Source organism: Streptomyces sp. NPDC034043 (genome assembly GCF_055575675.1).
On sequence record NZ_JBVISF010000017.1, the window covers coordinates 1 to 18,257 of the forward strand.

The window sequence follows — 18,257 nt, forward strand, 5'->3', positions numbered from 1 at the left end:
CGTCCACCTGCGGCAACAAGGGCTCTATCCGCTCCCACGCCGCATCCGTCAACTCACCTCGACCTGCCACAAGATCAATTATCAGACAGGCCTTAGGGGCACGGCCGGCCTGCCCGCGGCGGCGGACCGGACGTCGAAGCGCTGGTGAACGGTCCGGTGATCAGCAGCGCGGTACTCGGCGCCGCGGCACCGGCAAGCGCCGGCGCTCGCAGGTCGGGACCCTGACGACCACCGTCATCGCCGACCGGATCCTCGGCCGCATCGGCCGCTGCCGCCCCGCCGGGGCGGATGTGGCCTCCGGCTCAGAACAGCGGCAGCTGGCCCCGATGGGGGCCCAGGGCGAACTCGTCCAGGGTCGGCGCGGAAGTGCCGAGGGCCACCCGCGTCCGGGAGCCGGGGCAGGACACCAGGTCGCCGCGGACCCGCCCGGCGGGCGGGTCGTGACGGGCGATCCGGCCAACGGTCATGGCGCAGTCGCGCCCGCATGCGGGACGGGCCCGACGGGGGGACATGTCCAGAGTCTGCCCTGCCGTACCGGCATCAGGCTTCCCGCGAGGCCAGCCACTCCTCGTGGGCCCGGTTCACCTGCGTCCACAGCGTGGCCCGGTCCGCCGGGGTCAGGTCGCCGAGTTCGCGCCCGAATACGGTGGCGATGGTCTCGTAGAACTCCTCCGGGGTGCTCAGCTCCCGCTCGCTCGGCCCCTTGGCCGGGTCGATGCGTGTCAGGATCCGCCCGCGCAGCAGGTCGATGGACTCGGCGTCCCGGCGCAGCAGGGCCAGCGTGCGCACGAAGGGCGAGTCCTCGGCGGTGGACAGCCGCAGGTGCTCCGCGTCGAAGTCCTCCATGGCGGCCGGTGCGGAGAGGAAGTTCATCACGGGGAACGGGCCGAACGGATTGCGGTAGGTCCAGCCCTCCAGCGGCCCGGCCGCCAGCCGTTCGAGCGCGTAGGAGAAGCCTCCCTGCTCGTACGCGCCTTCGCGCAGCGGCAGTGGTTCGTGCGGGCCGTCGCCCAGACCGACGTCGACGAGGTACTCCCCGCCGTCGACGCGGACGGTCAGCGCGAGGTGGTTGCCGTTGACCTCCTGCGTCCCGGCCTCCTCGTAGACCGCGCCCACGTGGAGGGTGACGTCGTAGCCGAGGTGACGGAGGAGGGCGGCGAAGGCTCCGTTGAGGTGGAAGCAGTAGCCGCCGTGCCCCGCGGCGAAGCGGCGCGCCGACAGCTCGGGGCCGATGCCGGGCGGCCGGCCGAGCTGGATGTCGATGTTCTCGTAGGGGACGCGCTCCAGGTGGGCGCGCTGGAGCGCGAACAGCCCTGCGGCGGAGGGGGCGGCGGCCGGGCCGGGGACACCCAGCCGTCGCAGATAGGCGTCGAATATGCCAGAAGTCATGCGATCACCCTAGGCGTCACATGTCTGTCCTCTCCTTCAACCCGGCACCGTTTCAGCCGATTCGCCAAGGTCGCCCGCTCACGAGGGGACTCGCGCCGCCACTCCCTCAGCCCGGCCGACCCGCCGGCCACGCCTCGTGCGCCCGGGTCACGCGGGCCCAGAGCGCGACGCGGTCCACCGGGGTCAGGTCGTCGAGGTTCCGCCCGAAGGCGCTCACGATGACCTCGAAGCATTTGTCCGCGTCGGTGAGTTCGCGCTCGCTGGTGCCCTTCGCGCCGTCGATCCGGGTCAGGATCCGGCCGCGCAGTGCGTCCGCGCCCTCCGTGTCGTGCCGCAGCACCACAGGACCGTACGAACGGCGAGTCCTCGGCGGTCGAGAGCCAGGCGTGCCTGGGCTCGAGGTCGGCCATCGCAGCCGGGGAGTCACGAAAGCTGACCCGGGGCATGGGTCCGGCGAAATTGCGCAGCGTCCAGCCGGGTGCCTCCGCCCTCAAGGGGCTCCAGCCGCTCCAGCGCGTACCGGAAGCCGCCCTGCTCGTACGCGCCCTCCCGCAGCGGCAGCGGCTCGCACGGGCCGTCGCCGACTCCGGCGTCCACCCAGTACGCCGTCCCGTGCACCCGGACCGTCAGCGTGGGGTGCCCGCCGCTGACCGCGCGGCCCTCGGGATCGTGGGTGACACCCCCGCTGCAGCGCGCCACTTCGCAGCCCAGGATTCGAGGAGCAGCGCGACCGAACGTCTGGAAAAGGAGCGTCCCGTGAACGATGCATGACTCGAGTAAGTCGCGTCGGACGGCGGTGAATCCGAGCTACGGAAGGCTTTGAGGCGGCCAAGTCCGGCGCGAACCCCGTGAATTCCGCCCGGAAACGGAACGGACCGGCCGCCTCGGCCGTCAGGCCGGGGGAGCCGGTCGTGTGCCACACCTGTCGCGGGCCAAGGGGCTACGGGGCGGCGGCCGCCGCGGGCGCGGGGTGGTCCGCGGTGCGCATCCGCGTCCCGTCGAACTCCACCGACTCACCGGGCAGGACCAGCAGTCCGGGGTCCCGGTCCTGCCAGGCCGTGCCGATCCGCCGGATCTGCACGGCCGGGCCACGCGACCCGGCCATGAACACGGTCGGGTCGATCTCCCAGCCGTGCCCGGCCAGCCACTGCTCCAGCGCGTCGACGTCCGTCCCGGTCGCCTCGCGCGGCCACGCGTAGGTGTTCTCGCTGCCCATCCTGTCCCCCTCCAGTGCGGCCGGATGCCCCGGCACCGCGCCGATCCTCGCACCCGCCACCGACACGGGCCGGATATTTTCCGCAGCACGCCCCTGCCGGGTCAGGCGTGCGCCGGGGCGTGCTGCGGCGCGACGGTCTCGTCGGGGGAAGGCATGAGCCCCCGACCTGCGCGGTCTGGATGTCCTGGCCGTCCATCACGGTCTGCTCCGCGTACGCAACGCCGCCCTGCCCGCGGCGTTGCCGGCCGTGTGGGTGGTGCTGGGCGACTTCGGCCGCGCCGAGGCACTGGCCGGTGCGGCCCCGGACGCCGCCAAGCCGGAGGAGCTGCTGACCGATCTCGTGGAGCGGGCGGGCCACGCCGGGAAGGAGGCACGCGCCGTCCGAACGGCTTCGCGCGACGACCCCGTGCGGCTGGCACGGCTCGCGGACCGGGCGGAAGCGGCGGTCGCCGGCATGCGCCCCTCCAACGCCCGGGACGAGGCACTGCTGCGGCCGGCCGAGGCGCTCGTCGAAGCGGGAGCGCATCGCAGGGCGGAGGCGGTCGCGCGCCCGCTCCTTCGTCCCTACGCCACGGACGTCGCGACGACCGTGCACATCCACACCGCGGCGGCCTGCCCGGGCTGGGAGGTGATCGACCGGCTCGCGGGCACGATGCGGTCCCCCGGCCGGCTGCGCCGCACGATGTCGCTCCTCGCCGCCGCCGCGGCGGGGCGGGCGCCGTGTACGGGTTCGGGGCGGGGACGGGCCGGGCGTTGGGAACCCCGGCCGGTGCGGCGGCGCCCTGCTGGGACTGGAGGGCAGCGACGACCCGGTCGACGCCGATGCCCCGGCCGTGCGCGGCCGTGGGAATCCCGCCGACGACTGAGTTCCATGGAGCCGGACAACGGCTTGGCCCAAGGCACTACAGGGCGATCGGGCCGGCTGTCGTCTCCTCGGAGCCGCATGCGTCGAAATGGAACGAGAGCAGGTGCTCTTCGAAGTCGACGTGAAGCCACTCGCACTTCGCGGCGCGGGCCTGTTCAGCGCGGTGGCGACGAGCGCGGCTCCGACTCCTGTCGACCGGAAGCGCTGGGCGACCACCATGCCAGGATGAAGGCATGAACGCCGCCGTCCCAGGCAACGTTGACGAAGCCAATGACGGAGCGAGGAGAACCCGTTTGCGGTGCAATTGAACTCCCGCACGGCCGATCGCCCACCGCACCCCGGGGCAGCGTACTGACCTCGGTGGACCTTCCCGGTCAGAGCACTAGAACGCGGAGGCGCTGGTGAAGTTGCATCGGATGTACTCCGCGTCGTCCTCTTCGAGCGCCAGGCAGTAGCCACCCAGCCGGTCGAGGTACTCGTACAGGGAGTGCGCGAACGCCTCCGCGTCTTCCGTGTGGGCGAGCCGGATGGACGCCGGAACCATGCTGCGCGGCCAGTCCGCCGTCGACCAGTCCACGATGAGCTGGGCGAAGAACTCGTCCGACCTGAAGTGGCTGAAGAGCTGGAAAGAACTCTGGGTCACTTCATGAGGCTCTCCGTAGAGCGCTGTCAGGTCGGCCGTGAGGCGGCGCCACAAGCCTTCGACATCGTTTTCGCGGGGGGATTCCGCAACCGGGTCTCCGGCGCGAGCCGGTCCGGCGAACAGATAATACGTCGCCTTCTCACTCACCGTGGATCCACCTCACATGAAATAGAGCTCAGCGTACACGGCCGCATGCGGGCCCATACGTGCGTTGATTTCACAGCATCAGCCACCCTCTCAGGACTGCCGCGCGCGGCGCTCCCCCAGTGCAGGGTTGTCGTGAGCGCGGTAGCGGCTGCGCCGAGGAAGCAGGCCGGGGATCTATGGACGTGGACGATGGCGATCGCCACCGCGACGACCGCGCTTCCCCCGTCATGCTTTCCGCGGCCCTGCAAGAGCGCCGCTGGCCTCCGGGCCCGGCATGACCGTCTCCCCTTGCCGAACGGATGACCTGAGAGGTGGTGTCACCGGGCCCGGAAGGTGCCGTCGGAGACGCTGATGAGAGGTCCGGCAACCGTCCGGTCCGGCGCAATGCCGGACAGCTCGCGGACGACAGGCCCGCATGGCGTGGATGCGCGAGCACGACACCACCGCCAAGGCCGGCACGTTCAACTCCCTGGGAGAGGCGTGACGTTCGACACCGAAGACGTGGGCGTGTTCCTCGGCCTGGACGTCGGCAAGAGTGCCCATCACGGGCACGGACTGACTACGGCCGGCAAGAAGGTCTTCGACAAGCAGCTGCCCAACAACGAGCCGAAGCCGCGGGCCGTCCTCGACAAGCGCGCCGAGGCCCCCTCCCTCGCGGCCGTCCACGAACAGCGCTGGGCACTGGAAGCCCAGCTCAACGCCCTGCCGGAGGCCCACCCGCATTGCAACCACGCTCCCGCAGCTCCACGGCCGGCTCCCCAGAACACCTCATACGTCGCGTGATCGAACCCTGAGTGACGGGTTGAGGACCGGAACCTGCGGACAGCGGCCGTGCGGGCCTGAAGACCACCCGGCTCGCGTCGGGCTTCAGGTCACCCAGCTGAACGCGCAGCACCGTGGTCGTCCCGCTACCTTTCTCACCCGTGATACCGGCGATGCGGCCTCGCGGCCGCCGTACGTCGACACCGTCCAGCACACGCCGGCCCGAGAAGCTCTTACGCAGGCCCGCCGCGCACAGCACCGACCGCCGCCACGCCCTGCGGCGGCCGCCGCGCCTCAGTCGGGCCGACCACCAGAGCACTCCAAGACACCGCTGCTGGGCCGGACCCGGGTACCGTGGGAAATCGCGCAACCCGAGTGGCGGAAAAATGACATCACTGGAACTGGTCCGCATCGAAGCCGGACTGCACGACTGGGCCGCGATGACCTGCGGCTGCTCATGGGGGCCGAACCGGAATTCGGCGGAGCACATTCCCCAGGAGCTCATCAGGCTACTGGAAGACAACCCGAAGGATCTGGGCACCCATTGGGTGGAGAACCACGCCCGCATCCAGTCGAACCTGATGGATCCGGCCGTCGCCACCGCCTCCCTGGCCCTGGCGGCTCTCGCGGGGCGCCCGCCCGTCGGAGTCCGCAAGGACCTCCTGTACATCCTGGGCGTCCTGTCGGCCGGTGAGCAGGACGACGTAGCCGAGGCCTGCCTGGACGTGGCCCGGCAGGGGGTCTGGCTCTACTACGAGGAGCTGGCGGCGTTCGAGATGGTGGGCGCCTCGGCGGAGGCGTACGAGCTGCTGTCCCTCATGGACGAGCAGGCCGAACGACTCGCGGCCTACCACGGCGTCTACCGCGACAGGCTGCCGTACGACCTGAGGTGACCGGCACCGAGGAACAGTGAGGCTCCCGCGCTCGACGAGCGCGGGGGCCTCACCCGTTTCCGGGGCTGTTCAAGGTCGGGATGAGGTGGGCGCAAGTGGCCGGGCGCCCGCCCGGCCGGCCGGTTAGAGAAACGCAGCAGGAGGTACTGACCATCCACGCGGGCGTTCGCCAGCTCTCAGAAGCAGCGCAGCGGGCAGCCCCGGACAGGTGGAGCCGGACGGGCATGCCCGTCCGGCTCCACGTGGCGTGTCAGCCGAAGTCCGGCGTCCCCGCCGTCTGCGCCGCAGTCGGGGCGTGTCGCCGAACCGGTCACAGCGGCTCCGCTCGCCGGGGCGCGGGTCGTACAGGGCACGGCCGTCGGCGCCGAGCTGCCCGAGCTCGGGCATCAGCGCGACGCCGGTCCGGATCTCGTCCGCCGTCCAACCGGTGATGTCGAGCGGCAGCCCGTCCAACGGACCGCCGATCAGCTCGGTGTGGATGCGGCCGGCCCGCGGGCCCGGATTCGGGTCGTCGTGGTCCGTGCCCTGGACCGGGCCGCAACAACGTGCGGGGACGGGGTTAGGCCGGGTTGATGTTCTCCGCCTGGGGGCCCTTCTGGCCCTGGGTGACGTCGAACGTCACGACCTGGCCCTCCTGCAGCTCGCGGAAGCCCGAGGAGTTGATCGCCGAGTAGTGGGCGAAGACGTCCGGGCCACCGCCGTCCTGGGCGATGAAACCGAAGCCCTTCTCCGCGTTGAACCACTTCACAGTTCCCGTAGCCATGTCTCATGCCTTCCAGTCGATGAACGCCTCCCGCGAGGTGCGGAAGGCGGAGGTGATCGCCCTGGTTCCTGCGGCACAGCACAGCAAAACGCCCACGCCGAGGCGTGGGCAAAGGGGAACTTCCGAACCACGACAGCTGACGCAGACGCTACACGTCCGCACCTGCTGTCACCACAACAATTCTGTACACGTCGCGCCTTGGACCAGGTGCGCGCACATCTTCCGTAGGCCGGCAGGCGCTCAAGCCGCAGCCGCCCGGTTCGCTGTGTCGGCGGCGCGGCGGTACTCGGCGTTGAGGCGCTGGGCTTCTTCGAGCTGGTCTTCGAGGATGACGATGCGGCAGGCGGCCTCGATGGGAGTGCCCTGATCGACGAGTTCGCGGGCGCGGGCGGCGATGCGCAGCTGGTAGCGCGAGTAGCGGCGGTGTCCGCCGGCGGAGCGGAGCGGGGTGATGAGGCGGTGTTCGCCGAGGGCGCGCAGGAAGCCCTGGGTGGTGCTGAGCATCTCGGCGGCCCGGCCCATCGTGTAGGCGGGGTAGTCGTCGTCATCGAGACGGCCGTACGTGTCGTCTGCTGTCATTGCACCTCGCTGTGGAACGCGTGGAGGGGCCCGGGTGCCGTACTGGCACCCGGGCCCCGAAGGAACTACTCACACCATCTGCCGGCCCTGATGCTGCGCCGGCCTACTGTTTCCGCACGGCCGACCTGAACGCTGCCGGGGGTGCGGGGATCGCGGATGCGTGACCGGAGACCACCTCACTATCGATGTCCTGCGGTACCCGGACTCGCGTGGCGTCCGGGCGATCCTGATGGCGCCTGGTTCCTCCGTCCTTCCCTCTGGATCAATCACTCATCAAACGGGAACTGCGAACTGCTTGTACTACTGGTGATGCTCGTACTGCTGGTGGCCTCTCACAGCGCCACTTCGGCAGCCAGCCCCGTCGCCCATCCTGCGTCCGCTCTGGCTTAGAACCCCACTGCCGAACCTCCCGGTGCGCGCGTCCGCAGCCGACGCCTTCACCGAGGTTCCACTCACTTCACTGCTGGGCACTGCCAACTGCACCTACTACGGGTACTGCCACCGCGTCGTTTCCCGCGGTACTGCTGACGGCGGCCCCTGATCACTGCGGGCCGCCCGGTCCGGTCACCAGTCCCGTCGCCGTCCTGCAACAACCCTGGCTTCGAAACTCCGTCACCGCACCGTCCTGCGCACTGCAACTGCGGGTACTGCGGCCCGGCAGTTCGTCTCTGCCGGGCCCTGCGGTTTTTCTTGGTTACGTGAGAAACCATAACCACGCCGACGCCTAATGTCTACTCCGGCCGACATAGATTTCTGCGTGTTCGCCAACCAGGTTATCTGCCTCGAACAACGACACGGACAGGGCTCGTCATCCTGGCGGGCAAGGAGGAACACCACCTCGACAACCGCCTCTAGCGCTTACCGCCGACGTCCAGGCCGGCCGGTACGACGATCACCTCCGGCACGGCAGCGATGTCGCAGTCAGCAGCTCCTGGGCGGCGTGGGCGATGAAGCGGCGGGTGTCCTCCGGGTTCAGCGCCTTGGCCTGGAGGTGGTCGTACATGACGCTGTAGTGCTGTACGTCGGATCGTTTCTCCAGATAGAGGTCGCTGGTGAACCGCTCCAGATAGACCGTCCCCGCCTCGCTGTCCGGGAAGCGGAGGATGGAGAACTGTCCCGAGACGCCCGGGTGGGCCCCCGCCTCGTGCGGGAGGACCTGCACGGTGATGTGCGGCTGCATGCCGAGGTGGTTGAGGTACTCCAGCTGTTCGCGCATGACCGCGGGGCCGCCGACCATACGGCGCAGCGCGGACTCGTCCAGCACGGCCCATAAGCGGAACGGCCGGGCCGGGTGGTGGGCCCGGGCCTGGCGGCGCAGCCGGACCTCATGGCGCACGGCGATCTGTTGCGCGGTGGCCAGAGGGATCGTTTCCTCGATGACGGCCCGGGCGTAGGCGGGTGTTTGCAGCAGCCCGGGGATCACCAGGGGCTCGTAGGAGTGGATCGAGGAGGCTGCCGTCTCCAGGCCGATGTAGACGGCGTAGGGAACTTCGCCGCAGGCCACCCACCACCCCTGCCGGTCCGATTCCGTGGCCATCCGCATCAACGAGTCGACGACCTGCGGGTCTGTAACTCCGTAGAGGCCGCACAGGTCCCGCACATCACGAGCCTTGATGGCTCGACGGCCGTTCTCCAAGTGGCTGATCTTGGGCTGGGAGATCAGTAGACGCCCGGCCACCTCCATGCTGGTCAGGCCACTGGCCTGCCGGAGCCGGCGCAGCTCCGCGCCCAGCCGACGTCTTCTGACGGTCGGATTTCCATTCCCCGCCACAGCGGTCTACCTCCGGCTCGGGACTGTCTACCAGCCACGGGAGTTGAGGGCCGGGGCCGGGCAGACTCACCGCGCGGTGATGATCAACGGCCCCCGCCGGTGAGTGTCGCGTCAGGTGAACGCAGGCGCGTGCACAGCCCGAACAGGATTCACCCGGATGCCACGACCTTTCACCTCTCCGCTGGAAGAGTTCGCATACCCGTTCACTTCCGCGTGGGACATGAACGGCTGCTCGCGGCACCCGCATGGGTGCCCGACTCGGAAGCTGGTCGCTCGCTTCAGCGTGCTTAGGCGAGGTTCGCCGCCGGCGCGGCCCTGGATGAGATCAAGTCCGGGCTCGCCGACGGTACCGGGAGCGTCAGGTCTGCACGGGGGGGCAGGCCGCCTGCCGCATGCCCCCGGGCCTCCGCGCCGCCGACAGGGCGCATGCTGGCACCGACGGCCGCGGGGGTGTCCGCCGCGCGCATCGCCAGAGCTGCCCCGTGGGAGTGCCGGCTCCGACGCGGTAACCGGGACGAGCCCAGCGGCGTTGAACCGTCATGACCACGCTGACGAAGCGGTTCGGTCCGGCCACCGGCGTTCAGCGAAGCGGCTCCGCACCCTGACCTGGAGCCGCTCTTCACCGAGCTCGCCCGCCGGTGGACGACCGACGGACGCCTCGTGCCGGGCGGCACGACGAGGAATGGACGATCCTCGTACACCGCAGCCCACGGCCTGGTTATGGACGGCTCATGCGCCACGCTTGCCCTGTGTGTCAGGCCTTCTTGCGAGCCGTCCGGTAGAGCTCGGCGGTCAGTGCGGCGACCTCCTCCTGGGAGGCGCCCGTGCCGCCGGTCATCGCCTGCGTCAACTCGAAGACGCTGGCGCCTGCGAGAGTGGAGTAGTCGGACCAGGCGCAGACCGGGAACTGGAACTCCGCAGCACCGTCCTTGGGTACACCGGCATCCCTGTCGCGGGTGACCTTCACGTCCTGGCACTTCATCAGCGCACCGTCAAAACCGGCGGGCTTGACAGCCTTGGGGCTTCCGATGGGCTCCATCGCGAGCCCCCACGCCTTCCCGTCGCCCTTGAAGCCGCCCTACGTGAGGCGGAGGTCGGTCAGCGCGGCACCTCGTCCGGCGACCGCGCCCGACGGCAACTGTCGAACCTCGGCGCCTTCGAGAACCGCCGACGTCCTGCGCCCGGGGCGGGACGGCCCGTGCCCGCAGTGCCTGGGCAAGCCCTCCTCGCGGTATGACCTTGCCCAGGCTCCCTAAGCTCGCCTGGGGCGCTCAGGCCTGCCGCTACTTCAGCAGGGTGCGAAACTCTTCGAAGTCGAGGACCCCGTCGTGGTTCACGTCGGCCGTCATGGCCTTTTTGACCTCTTCAGCGAGGTGCCCCTGGGCGCCCTCGGCCTTGAACCCCTCCGCCAGTTCGACGACGTTTATCCGCCCGTCGCCGTCCGTGTCGATCTTGTCGAACAGCGCCCTGAGCTCGGCCTCGTTCATCAAATATCCCTCTCGCGTTCACAGGCCCCGAAGGCCCACATGTCTCAACACCCTGCCACACCACCAAATCTGACCAGGCGCCCTGGTCCCGTAGAGGGCGTCGCCGTCGGGGTTGTCGAGTGCGGCCGTCAGCGCCTACTCGCTGCTGCAGGGTGTGACGACGACGGACACCGCCTGGCCGTGTAGCGCGCGGTGATCCCCCGGTGGTAGGTGACGTACCGGCGCGGCGCCCAACAGCGGCGGCCGGACTCCTCCTGGCGGGTGTCTCGCCGGGTCACCCACGGCGGCGCGGGATCACCCATGGCACCGGTGCCCGCACGGGTAAGGCCTGCCGACGCGGCGCCGGTCGCGGCCGCCCCGATCAGCCCGGCGTCGAGCGCGAGGCCCGCCGGCACCACCGGGACGTCACGCGTGAAGTCCCTGACCGCGTAGTCGGCGAGGTGGCGGCGGAACGGCCCGAAGAGGGTTTCGCCGGTCTGCGCCACGAGGTCGAGTTCGAGCAGGGCCGTCGTGGCCGCGATGGCGGCGGCCAGGGACCGGCCCGCGCGGTCGAAAGGGGCAGAGGGGACCGTCCTGGTCCACGGTGATGTGGCCGATGTGGCTCGCGTTGCCCGAGCCGCCTGGGTGCAGGGCGCCGTTGAGGATCAGACCGCCGCCGACTCCGGTGGAGACGACCATGCACAGCGCGTTGTCCACGCCTCTGGCCGCTCCCGTCCAGTGCTCGGCGGCGGCCATCGCCACGGCGTCGCCCGCGAGGACCGGCCGGATCCCGGTGGGCAGCCGCGGGTGCTCCCGGACCCGGTCCACGAGCGGGAAGGAACGCCAGGCGGGGATGTTGACCGGGCTGACCGTGCCGGCCGCGGTGTCGACGGGCCCCGCGCTGCCGATGCCCAGGCAGGAGAGGGCGGCCCATTCGGGGTGGGCGGACAGTTCGTCCAGGACCGCCCACACCGCTGCCATGAGCTCCACCGCGCCAGCCCTGGGCGGGGTGGCGCGCTGAGCCCGGGCCACCGGTCGGCCGTCGGTGTCGACCAGGGCGCCGGCGATCTTCGTACCCCCGGTGTCGAGTGCTTCGTACACCATGGTGAGGAAGCCTTTCGTAAAGCGTGGACAGTGGCATGCGTCCACGCTCTGAAGGCAGAAAGCCAGGGCCCGATCCAGCCTCGCCGCTGGGACGGCAGCACCGAATCACCCCCTGCTCGGCCCAGTCTCCCGGCATCCCAAGCCATACCGGCCGGCACCCGGCCTCCGCAGGGCGGCCGTTCGCGGCGAGCTGCCCGCAGTCGACGGTCCGGGCGACCCGCTTTCACGCCGATGCCCTGTCCGCCAGCCAGGCGTGCGGATGCGCGCGGGCGAGGTCCGTCTCTCCGGTCCGGAAGACGGTGTCCTTCTCGCCGTTCAAGATGAGCACGGGAGCCGTCACATGACGCATCGCACAGGCGTCAGAGCGGCCCAGCACCTCAGCCCGGGCGGCCGGCAGGGTGTGGAAGGCGCAGCTAGAGTCGATGGTCGCCTCCACCGCCTCGGGAGGATGGAGCCGGCGTCACCGCTTGGCCGTCGCGAACCGGTGGCGGCGCGTCCGCGGCGTGTCCAGCCCATGCGTGGCGCTTCGTCAGGACCTGCATGCCGTCATGACGGTGTCATCGTGCGGGGATCCGTTGGGGTGTTGCGACTTCCAGCATGCCCTGCCGTGCCACCTGCTGGGCTCGGTTCGCTCGGTTGTCGGGACGACGGCCAGGGCGGGCGCGTCGTCCGGGCCGGGGAGTTCGACGACCCGGTGGTCGAGGCCGCCCATGGGCCACCGCAGTCACGGCAGAGCCGCGGCCCGCGATCGTCGTCCGTGACCACGACCAGCCTCAGCCAGGGCACTCCGTCCCCGCCCACGGGACCACCAGAGGGGCCCAGTCAAGGCAAGCCGAAATCCCGTGGAGCCCACCTGCATGGCGTGGAATGATCTTGGCAACTGCCGACAAGAGGGAAGGCTGAAGACGTGTACGTACCGCCATCTGCACGAGCTCTCGATGATGACGAGCGTGAGCTCGTGGAGCTGGCACGCCGCACCATAGACGCGCATACGGACGCCGGGCCCGACGAAGACGGGATCCACACGATGGGGGCCGCGGTCATGGCCGCCGACTACCGGATGTTCGCAGGCGTGAACCTCTACCACTTCACCGGCGGGCCCTGCGCCGAACTCGTGGCTCTGGGAGCCGCACGAGCCCAGGGTGCCCGCCAGATGCGCTGCATCGTTGCCGTGGGAAACCACGGGCGGGGGGTCATCGGGCCGTGCGGGCGTGATCGGCAGGTCTTCGTGGACTACTACCCCACCATGCGCGTCATCGTGCCCACGCCCGCGGGGCCCAGGTCCGTTCTCGCCGCCGACCTGGTGCCGCTGACTCAGCGATGGACCCCGGAAGGCATGAACGGTCTCGACCCGTCGCTCTACCAAGACCCCGAGACGGCCGGTCCCCCGATCATCCGGTTCAACCCCCGCTACCTTGATGACGTCCGCTCGGGCGCCAAGACCAGGACCACCCGCTTCCGGGACCCGGCCCAGCTCGGGCCGGCACGGCTGGTGTTTGAAAGCGACCCCGAAGTCGTCCTGCCTGCAGAGGTGACCGGCATCAGGCACTGCCTGGTCAGCGACCTCACCAACCAGGACGCCCGAGCCGAGGGGCTGACGACCGCAACAGAACTCCGGGAAGCCCTCAAGGGCCACTACCCAGATCTGGCGGGAACCGACGAAGTCGACGTCATCGCCTTCAAGATCGACGACAAGACGGGCTCCGCCTAAACCGCGGAGGAACCAGCGACGACTGGGACGGCCGCAGCAGCGAAGAAGGCGAAGAAATCGGCCGGACACCGCCTTGTGGGCCGCCACGTCAACAACTCGCCGTGGCTGGGGGCGCCTCGGCCGCGGCCCGCCCATCGCCCCGGGCCCGCTCGGCCCCTGCGGCGGCCGTGCGCCCGGCCGGCATCAGCCCGCCCGCGTTCTGTGCAGACGCGCACCAGACGGTTGACAACGGCGAGCCAGCGGTGCCGAGGATCGTCGTGCAGGTGTCGCCAAGCGGAAGCACAGGTCGGTGACCGCGAATCGGGTGTTCCGGACCTGCCCGACCGGATCAAGAACCGGCATCTGAGCGACACTTCCGCCACAGCCCCACCGCCGCTCCGCGTCCTGCGCGATCAGCGGTCAGCGGTCAGCGGTCAGTCAGCGGGCAGGCCGAACCAGCGGAGGAGCACGGGGCGGGCGTCGTCGGGGGCGTCCTCGGGCCCGCGGGCATAGCGCGCGAGCAGGGCCAGATAGTCGTCATGGAACGCGTCCAGCTCACCCTTCGTGAGGTGGATGAGGCTGCGTGAACCCCGCGTCCAGCCTTCGGACTCCGCCTGCTCGGCGGTGAACTGCCGGGCGAGCTCCAGGTCCTCCTCCATCCTCATCCTGTCCAGCTCGGCCGACATGGCACGCTCGGCCTCCGTCAGCTCGTTGTGCGGTGGTCTGCGGATGTCAAGCCCGCGCACCCCGCGCCACCAGCGCTCCCGCCCGGCGGAGCGCTCGGGGATGTCCTCGATGAGGCCACTGCGCTCCAGCATGCGCAGGTGGTAACTGAGCGTCCCGGTGTTCTCGCCGAGGGCGGCGGCCAGCGTGGTCGAGGTGGCCGGGCCCGCCGCGCCAAGGTGGCGCAGGATCCGCAGGCGCAGGGGGTGCGCGAGGGCCTTGAGCACCTCGGGACTGTCGACCGTGCGCCGCTCTGCGGCTTGCGCTCTCCGCTCTTTCGTCATGGCGGCAGTCTACCCCCGCGCAGATATTTCTCTGCAGATCTTTCTCTGCAGAGAAAGGTCTGCAATGCTGTGGCGTATGACGACGAACCGAGTGACCTTGAATCGCACAGTCCGCCGCTTCACGCGTGCCGCTGCCGGAGCCCTGCTTGCCGGGCTCGTCCTGGGCGCCGCACCCGCGCATGGAGCCGAACCGACTACGGATCTTCCCGCGTTCGACTTCTCCGCCTGCCCGACCGTCGATGAGCTGCCCGCGGGTGCGGACCCCGGCACCTGGCGCTGCGAGGTCATGCACGCCACGGGGCATCTGCGCATGGGCGCCATCGACGAGCCGCTCACCGAACCCATGAAGATCACCTTTGCGGAAGGCCGTGTCGGCGGCGAATTCCGCCAGGTCTTCGGGGAAATGACCGCTGCGCCAATCCGGGTGGGAGGCACCCCGTTGACCCTGACTCCGCGGTACGGCGGGTACTCGGACTTCCTGTCCGACGACACCCGGCGCGGCGAGTTCGACATCAAATTCGCCATAAGCGCGCCTCACGGACTGCTCACCCGGCCGTCGTCGGGCTGCTCGGTGGGCAGCGATGAGGACGCGGTCCACCTGGTGCTCAAGGACACCCGTCCCACCCGGGTGATATCCAGGGACCCCCTGGTCGTCACCTTCGCTGCCCAGGACTCGGAGTTCGCCGCCCCGGGCACCAGTGGCTGCGGCCCTCTCAGTCGCGCGCTCAACCGGGCCCTGGGGTTGCCGTCCGAGGCGGGGACGAACGCCTTCAACATGGATGTCACGGTCGCCATCCGGCCCTACGCGTAGACCCTTCCGTGAGCAATCGGCGCTGAAGAGCCGCAGGCCGGTCGGACGGGTCCAGGTCGTTCGGCTCGCCCAGGCCTTCGGTCAGCGGGTCCCACATCGCGCGGGCGTCCGCGCCTCCCGGTGGCCGGCCCAGGCCAGGATCCCGACCGTTCGGCTACGCCCGGGACGGCGGATCCGAGGCGGCTGCCCATGATTTTCGCGAACCCCGGGCGTCCGTCCCTCGTGCGGCCACGGCCTTGTGACGTACGTCGCACAACTTCCTTGCACTTCCCGGCAACCCCGGTGGGGGCGGCGGCAACTGAACGGCGCACGAGCAGAACTCCACGCCGACTCCGTAAAGGACCGCCCACCGATGCCGACTTCCTCCGACCGTCGTCTCCCCGCCCGCCGCCGTCTCGTCCTGGTCACCACGGGACTCGTCACCGCGGCGGGACTCGGCGTCCTGCCGTTCGCCACGCGCGCCGACGCCGACGCCGGCGCCGTCGATCTCGCGCACGACCGCCTGGCCTCCCAGGACGGCTGGGCGTCGAGCGGCTCGGGCACCACCGGCGGGCAGGCCGCCGACGCCGAGCACGACTTCACCGTCACCACACGGGCCGAACTGGTCAAGGCGCTCCGAGCGGGCCCGTCCGGCGCCCCGAGGATCATCCGCGTGAAGGGCCGGATCGACGCCAACACCGACGATCAGGGGCGCCCGTTGACCTGCGCCGACTACGCGAAGGGGACCGGGTACACGCTCGCCGCCTACCTCAAGGCCTACGACCCCGCGGTATGGGGCCGGTCCAAGGTGCCGTCCGGCTCGCAGGAGTCCGCACGGGCGGCGGCGCAGGCTAAGCAGGCCGAGCGGGTGGGCATCGCGGTGCCGTCGAACACCACCGTCATCGGCGTGCCCGGCACCGACGCGGGCATCAACGGGGGCAGCCTCCTGATGCAGAAGGCGGACAACGTCATCATCCGCAACCTGACCTTCGCCGACACCCGTGACTGCTTCCCCCAGTGGGACCCCACGGACGGCTCCGAGGGCAACTGGAACTCCGCGTACGACGCCGTCACCCTGCGGGGTGCGACCCATGTCTGGGCCGACCACAACTCGTTCACCGACAGCCCCCGCTACGACGCCTCGAACCCCCGCCACTTCGGCCGCGAGTACCAGGTCCACGACGGAGCCCTCGACATCACCAACGCATCGGACCTGGTCACCGTCTCGTACAACCGGTTCGCCGACCACGACAAGACCATGCTCATCGGCAGCAGTGACAAGGACACGAAGCTGCGGGTCACGCTCCACCACAACGTCTTCCAGGGCATCGTGCAGCGCGCACCGCTCGCCCGGGTCGGACAGATCCACCTCTACAACAACCACTTCGACACCACCCCGCGCAACGGCTACACCCACAGCTACAGCGTGAACGCGCGGGCCGGCGCCCAGATCGTGGCGCAGAACAACCACTGGACGCTCTCCTCCGACCGCAAGGCCTCGCAGCTCCTGTCGGGTGACGGCACGGGCGCGTTCGCGGGCAGCGGGAACATGGTCAACGGTTCGGTCACCGACCTCGTCGCCACCCACAACGCCGCGAACAAGAAGAAGATCAAGCCCGAGGCCACCTGGAAGCCCTCCCTCGCCAAGGGGCTGGAACCGTCCGCCGCGGGACTGCCCGCGTCCCTCGCCCGCAGTGCCGGCGCGGGCGTCCTGAAGTGATCCACCACGTCGGTGCCCGGGCGGGTGCGCTCGCCCCACCCGGGCACCCCGGCGAGCCGCCGACGACGCAACGACCGCTCCACCCCGCCGGGACCGTGCTGACCGGCCGGTTGGTATCCTCACCGTCCCTCCGACCGGCGGGCACCGACACCGGCACTGACTCGGGCAGGAGCGCGGACAGACCTGAGGGAGACTCCGCAATGGCCCCCGACGACACGTCCGCGGAGTTCCACGACTTCTTCGAGCGGCACCACGCCGAGCTGGCCCGCCTCGCCTACCTGCTCACCGGTGAGGCGGACACCGCCGACGACCTGGCCGCCGACGCCTTCGTCGCGCTCTGGCACCGCTGGGACCGCGTGCGGCGCGCCGACCATCCGGTGGCGTACGCCCGCGGTGTGGTCACCAACATGGCCCGGGCCCGCATCCGCGCCCTCACCCGCGAGCGGCGCCGCGTCCACCTCTTCTGGTCGGCCCTTCCCGGTCGCGCGCAGCACCCCGACGTGGACGCGGTGATGGACGTGCGCCGCGCGCTGGCGCGCCTGCCGTTCCGCAAGCGCGCCTGCGTCGTGCTGCGCCACGCGCTGGACCTGTCGGAGAAGGACACCGCCCTCGTGCTCGGGACGTCCGTCGGTACGGTGAAGAGCCAGACCTCCAAGGCCATGGCCGAACTGCAGCGCCTCCTCGGCGCGCAGGCCGCCGTAGAACTGACCGGAACGAGGAACTGATGGAGGACCTGAAGCGCCGGCTCCGTGACGCGGCGGCGGCCCACACGCCCGACCGGGACGGGATGCTGGAGCGGGTCCGGCTCGGCACGTCCCGCGCCGTGCCCGACCGGCGTGCGGACCGGCCCCTGTCCTGGCCCCGCGTCACCCTCGCCACCCTCGCCTCCACGGCAGCGCTCGTGGTGGGCGGGTACACGCTCATCCCCGCCTTCCACACGGAGGGCACCGGCCGGGCAGCGGCCACGACCCCCGCGGCGCCGGCGCCCCCGGCCACGCCGTCCACCCCTTCCCCGCCGTCCCCACCACCGGGTACCCAGGACGGGCCGCTGCGCTCCGACGGCGCCGTCGACCCGCAGCCCAATCCCTACTGGTCCCAGAGCACCGTCACCCTCCACACCGGTGCGCCCCTGGCGGCGCTGACGCTGGAGGTCCGCGTCGCCCAGACCGCAGGCGTGGCGGCCACCGGCGCCTGGCGGACCCTGCCCGAGGGCGACTTCACGCTGACCACCACCGACGAGGGCGGCGCCCTCCTCTACCGGTGGACCCTCAAGCCGGGCCGGACCGTCCCCGCGGGGCAGCACGTCTTCGCCGTCCAGTACAACCATGCCCCGGGTGCGCGGCCCCTGGCCGGCGACTCCTACGCGGCGACGGCCGCCTCGGCGACGGGACAGCGGCACACCGTCACCGGCACCTTCCGCCCGGCGGCGGGCGCGACGGGCTGACGGGGTCC

18 protein-coding genes and 5 pseudogenes are annotated in these 18,257 nt (G+C 70.6%); 7 read left to right on the forward strand and 16 right to left on the reverse strand.

The genetic code is table 11. The features are described 5' to 3' along the window. Positions 1-302: 302 nt before the first annotated feature. The 7 genes and pseudogenes from ACZ51S_RS29855 to ACZ51S_RS29885 all read right to left on the reverse strand — a co-directional run bounded on the left by ACZ51S_RS29855 (position 303) and on the right by ACZ51S_RS29885 (position 4,113). The gene (locus ACZ51S_RS29855) at positions 303-512 is read right to left on the reverse strand and encodes a hypothetical protein (protein WP_468962505.1); all 210 of its coding nucleotides are present in this window, start codon (positions 510-512) and stop codon (positions 303-305) included. A gap of 28 nt (positions 513-540) precedes the next feature. After that, entirely contained in the window at positions 541-1,389 is an 849-nt protein-coding gene (locus tag ACZ51S_RS29860) for an arylamine N-acetyltransferase family protein (RefSeq protein WP_468475997.1), read from the reverse strand. Between the two features lie 106 nt (positions 1,390-1,495). Further along, positions 1,496-1,729, reverse strand: a complete 234-nt coding sequence (locus ACZ51S_RS29865; protein ID WP_468802296.1) for a hypothetical protein — start codon at positions 1,727-1,729, stop codon at positions 1,496-1,498. Between the two features lie 83 nt (positions 1,730-1,812). After that, positions 1,813-2,088, reverse strand: coding sequence for a hypothetical protein (locus ACZ51S_RS29870; protein ID WP_468962507.1), 276 nt, complete (start codon positions 2,086-2,088; stop codon positions 1,813-1,815). A gap of 241 nt (positions 2,089-2,329) precedes the next feature. Then, a complete protein-coding gene (locus ACZ51S_RS29875; protein ID WP_468962509.1) occupies positions 2,330-2,671 on the reverse strand; it encodes a hypothetical protein in 342 nt (113 codons plus the stop codon). Positions 2,672-3,507: 836 nt separating this feature from the next. After that, positions 3,508-3,745 (reverse strand): annotated as a pseudogene (locus tag ACZ51S_RS29880) (GNAT family N-acetyltransferase); the annotation flags it as partial. A 107-nt stretch (positions 3,746-3,852) separates the two neighbouring features. After that, positions 3,853-4,113 (reverse strand): hypothetical protein, encoded by a 261-nt coding sequence (locus tag ACZ51S_RS29885; RefSeq protein ID WP_468962510.1) that lies wholly within the window; start codon positions 4,111-4,113, stop codon positions 3,853-3,855. A gap of 627 nt (positions 4,114-4,740) precedes the next feature. On the opposite strand from ACZ51S_RS29885, the pseudogene ACZ51S_RS29890 reads away from it, so the two are divergent. Together ACZ51S_RS29890 and ACZ51S_RS29895 are read left to right on the forward strand one after the other, a co-directional pair. Beyond that, a pseudogene (locus ACZ51S_RS29890) lies at positions 4,741-4,900 on the forward strand (IS110 family transposase); the annotation flags it as partial. 508 nt (positions 4,901-5,408) lie between these two features. After that, positions 5,409-5,915, forward strand: coding sequence for a hypothetical protein (locus tag ACZ51S_RS29895; RefSeq protein ID WP_468475992.1), 507 nt, complete (start codon positions 5,409-5,411; stop codon positions 5,913-5,915). Between the two features lie 291 nt (positions 5,916-6,206). On the opposite strand, the pseudogene ACZ51S_RS29900 reads toward ACZ51S_RS29895, so the two are convergent. From ACZ51S_RS29900 to ACZ51S_RS29935, 8 genes and pseudogenes are all read right to left on the reverse strand, one after another. Next, positions 6,207-6,446: pseudogene (locus ACZ51S_RS29900) on the reverse strand (hypothetical protein); the annotation flags it as partial. Positions 6,447-6,474: 28 nt separating this feature from the next. Beyond that, the gene (locus ACZ51S_RS29905) at positions 6,475-6,678 is read right to left on the reverse strand and encodes a cold-shock protein (protein ID WP_008735947.1); all 204 of its coding nucleotides are present in this window, start codon (positions 6,676-6,678) and stop codon (positions 6,475-6,477) included. 240 nt (positions 6,679-6,918) lie between these two features. After that, positions 6,919-7,257 (reverse strand): MerR family transcriptional regulator, encoded by a 339-nt coding sequence (locus tag ACZ51S_RS29910; protein ID WP_468802291.1) that lies wholly within the window; start codon positions 7,255-7,257, stop codon positions 6,919-6,921. Between the two features lie 892 nt (positions 7,258-8,149). Further along, positions 8,150-9,028 carry a helix-turn-helix domain-containing protein gene (locus ACZ51S_RS29915; RefSeq protein ID WP_468475990.1) on the reverse strand — a complete coding sequence of 293 codons (879 nt, stop codon included), beginning with the start codon at positions 9,026-9,028 and terminating at the stop codon, positions 8,150-8,152. A gap of 754 nt (positions 9,029-9,782) precedes the next feature. Further along, the gene (locus tag ACZ51S_RS29920; RefSeq protein ID WP_468475989.1) at positions 9,783-10,010 is read right to left on the reverse strand and encodes a hypothetical protein; all 228 of its coding nucleotides are present in this window, start codon (positions 10,008-10,010) and stop codon (positions 9,783-9,785) included. 301 nt (positions 10,011-10,311) lie between these two features. Further along, positions 10,312-10,515, reverse strand: coding sequence for an EF-hand domain-containing protein (locus tag ACZ51S_RS29925; protein WP_360636467.1), 204 nt, complete (start codon positions 10,513-10,515; stop codon positions 10,312-10,314). 311 nt (positions 10,516-10,826) lie between these two features. Next, positions 10,827-11,598 (reverse strand): annotated as a pseudogene (locus ACZ51S_RS29930) (ROK family protein); the annotation flags it as partial. Positions 11,599-11,848: 250 nt separating this feature from the next. Then, a pseudogene (locus tag ACZ51S_RS29935) lies at positions 11,849-12,055 on the reverse strand (alpha/beta fold hydrolase); the annotation flags it as partial. 501 nt (positions 12,056-12,556) lie between these two features. Between ACZ51S_RS29935 and ACZ51S_RS29940 the strand changes: the two are divergent. After that, the gene (locus ACZ51S_RS29940; protein ID WP_468962512.1) at positions 12,557-13,309 is read left to right on the forward strand and encodes an ASCH domain-containing protein; all 753 of its coding nucleotides are present in this window, start codon (positions 12,557-12,559) and stop codon (positions 13,307-13,309) included. 413 nt (positions 13,310-13,722) lie between these two features. Here ACZ51S_RS29940 and ACZ51S_RS29945 read toward each other — a convergent pair whose 3' ends face one another. Then, on the reverse strand, positions 13,723-14,295 hold the full coding sequence (locus tag ACZ51S_RS29945) for an ArsR/SmtB family transcription factor (protein ID WP_468962514.1): 573 nt from the start codon (positions 14,293-14,295) through the stop codon (positions 13,723-13,725). Positions 14,296-14,371: 76 nt separating this feature from the next. Between ACZ51S_RS29945 and ACZ51S_RS29950 the strand changes: the two genes are divergently transcribed. The 4 genes from ACZ51S_RS29950 to ACZ51S_RS29965 all read left to right on the forward strand — a co-directional run bounded on the left by ACZ51S_RS29950 (position 14,372) and on the right by ACZ51S_RS29965 (position 18,249). Next, complete coding sequence (locus ACZ51S_RS29950; protein ID WP_468962516.1) at positions 14,372-15,106, forward strand: hypothetical protein; 735 nt, start codon at positions 14,372-14,374, stop codon at positions 15,104-15,106. Positions 15,107-15,458: 352 nt separating this feature from the next. Next, positions 15,459-16,805, forward strand: coding sequence for a pectate lyase family protein (locus ACZ51S_RS29955; protein ID WP_468962518.1), 1,347 nt, complete (start codon positions 15,459-15,461; stop codon positions 16,803-16,805). 200 nt (positions 16,806-17,005) lie between these two features. Beyond that, positions 17,006-17,530, forward strand: a complete 525-nt coding sequence (locus ACZ51S_RS29960) for a SigE family RNA polymerase sigma factor (RefSeq protein WP_468475984.1) — start codon at positions 17,006-17,008, stop codon at positions 17,528-17,530. Further along, positions 17,530-18,249: a hypothetical protein gene (locus ACZ51S_RS29965; RefSeq protein WP_468962519.1), complete on the forward strand. Its 720-nt coding sequence runs from the start codon at positions 17,530-17,532 to the stop codon at positions 18,247-18,249. Before ACZ51S_RS29960 ends, ACZ51S_RS29965 begins: the two co-directional genes overlap by 1 nt. Positions 18,250-18,257 lie beyond the last annotated feature (8 nt).

What these genes read in the sequence shown, in the direction of transcription:
- ACZ51S_RS29910 (WP_468802291.1), bottom strand. Translation starts at nt 7,257, where the DNA reads ATGACAGCAGACGACACGTACGGCCGTCTCGATGACGACGACTACCCC.
- ACZ51S_RS29905 (WP_008735947.1), bottom strand. Translation starts at nt 6,678, where the DNA reads ATGGCTACGGGAACTGTGAAGTGGTTCAACGCGGAGAAGGGCTTCGGT.
- ACZ51S_RS29895 (WP_468475992.1), top strand. Translation starts at nt 5,409, where the DNA reads ATGACATCACTGGAACTGGTCCGCATCGAAGCCGGACTGCACGACTGG.
- ACZ51S_RS29945 (WP_468962514.1), bottom strand. Translation starts at nt 14,295, where the DNA reads ATGACGAAAGAGCGGAGAGCGCAAGCCGCAGAGCGGCGCACGGTCGAC.
- ACZ51S_RS29860 (WP_468475997.1), bottom strand. Translation starts at nt 1,389, where the DNA reads ATGACTTCTGGCATATTCGACGCCTATCTGCGACGGCTGGGTGTCCCC.
- ACZ51S_RS29965 (WP_468962519.1), top strand. Translation starts at nt 17,530, where the DNA reads ATGGAGGACCTGAAGCGCCGGCTCCGTGACGCGGCGGCGGCCCACACG.
- ACZ51S_RS29920 (WP_468475989.1), bottom strand. Translation starts at nt 10,010, where the DNA reads ATGAAGTGCCAGGACGTGAAGGTCACCCGCGACAGGGATGCCGGTGTA.
- ACZ51S_RS29950 (WP_468962516.1), top strand. Translation starts at nt 14,372, where the DNA reads ATGACGACGAACCGAGTGACCTTGAATCGCACAGTCCGCCGCTTCACG.
- ACZ51S_RS29855 (WP_468962505.1), bottom strand. Translation starts at nt 512, where the DNA reads ATGTCCCCCCGTCGGGCCCGTCCCGCATGCGGGCGCGACTGCGCCATG.
- ACZ51S_RS29960 (WP_468475984.1), top strand. Translation starts at nt 17,006, where the DNA reads ATGGCCCCCGACGACACGTCCGCGGAGTTCCACGACTTCTTCGAGCGG.
- ACZ51S_RS29955 (WP_468962518.1), top strand. Translation starts at nt 15,459, where the DNA reads ATGCCGACTTCCTCCGACCGTCGTCTCCCCGCCCGCCGCCGTCTCGTC.
- ACZ51S_RS29925 (WP_360636467.1), bottom strand. Translation starts at nt 10,515, where the DNA reads ATGAACGAGGCCGAGCTCAGGGCGCTGTTCGACAAGATCGACACGGAC.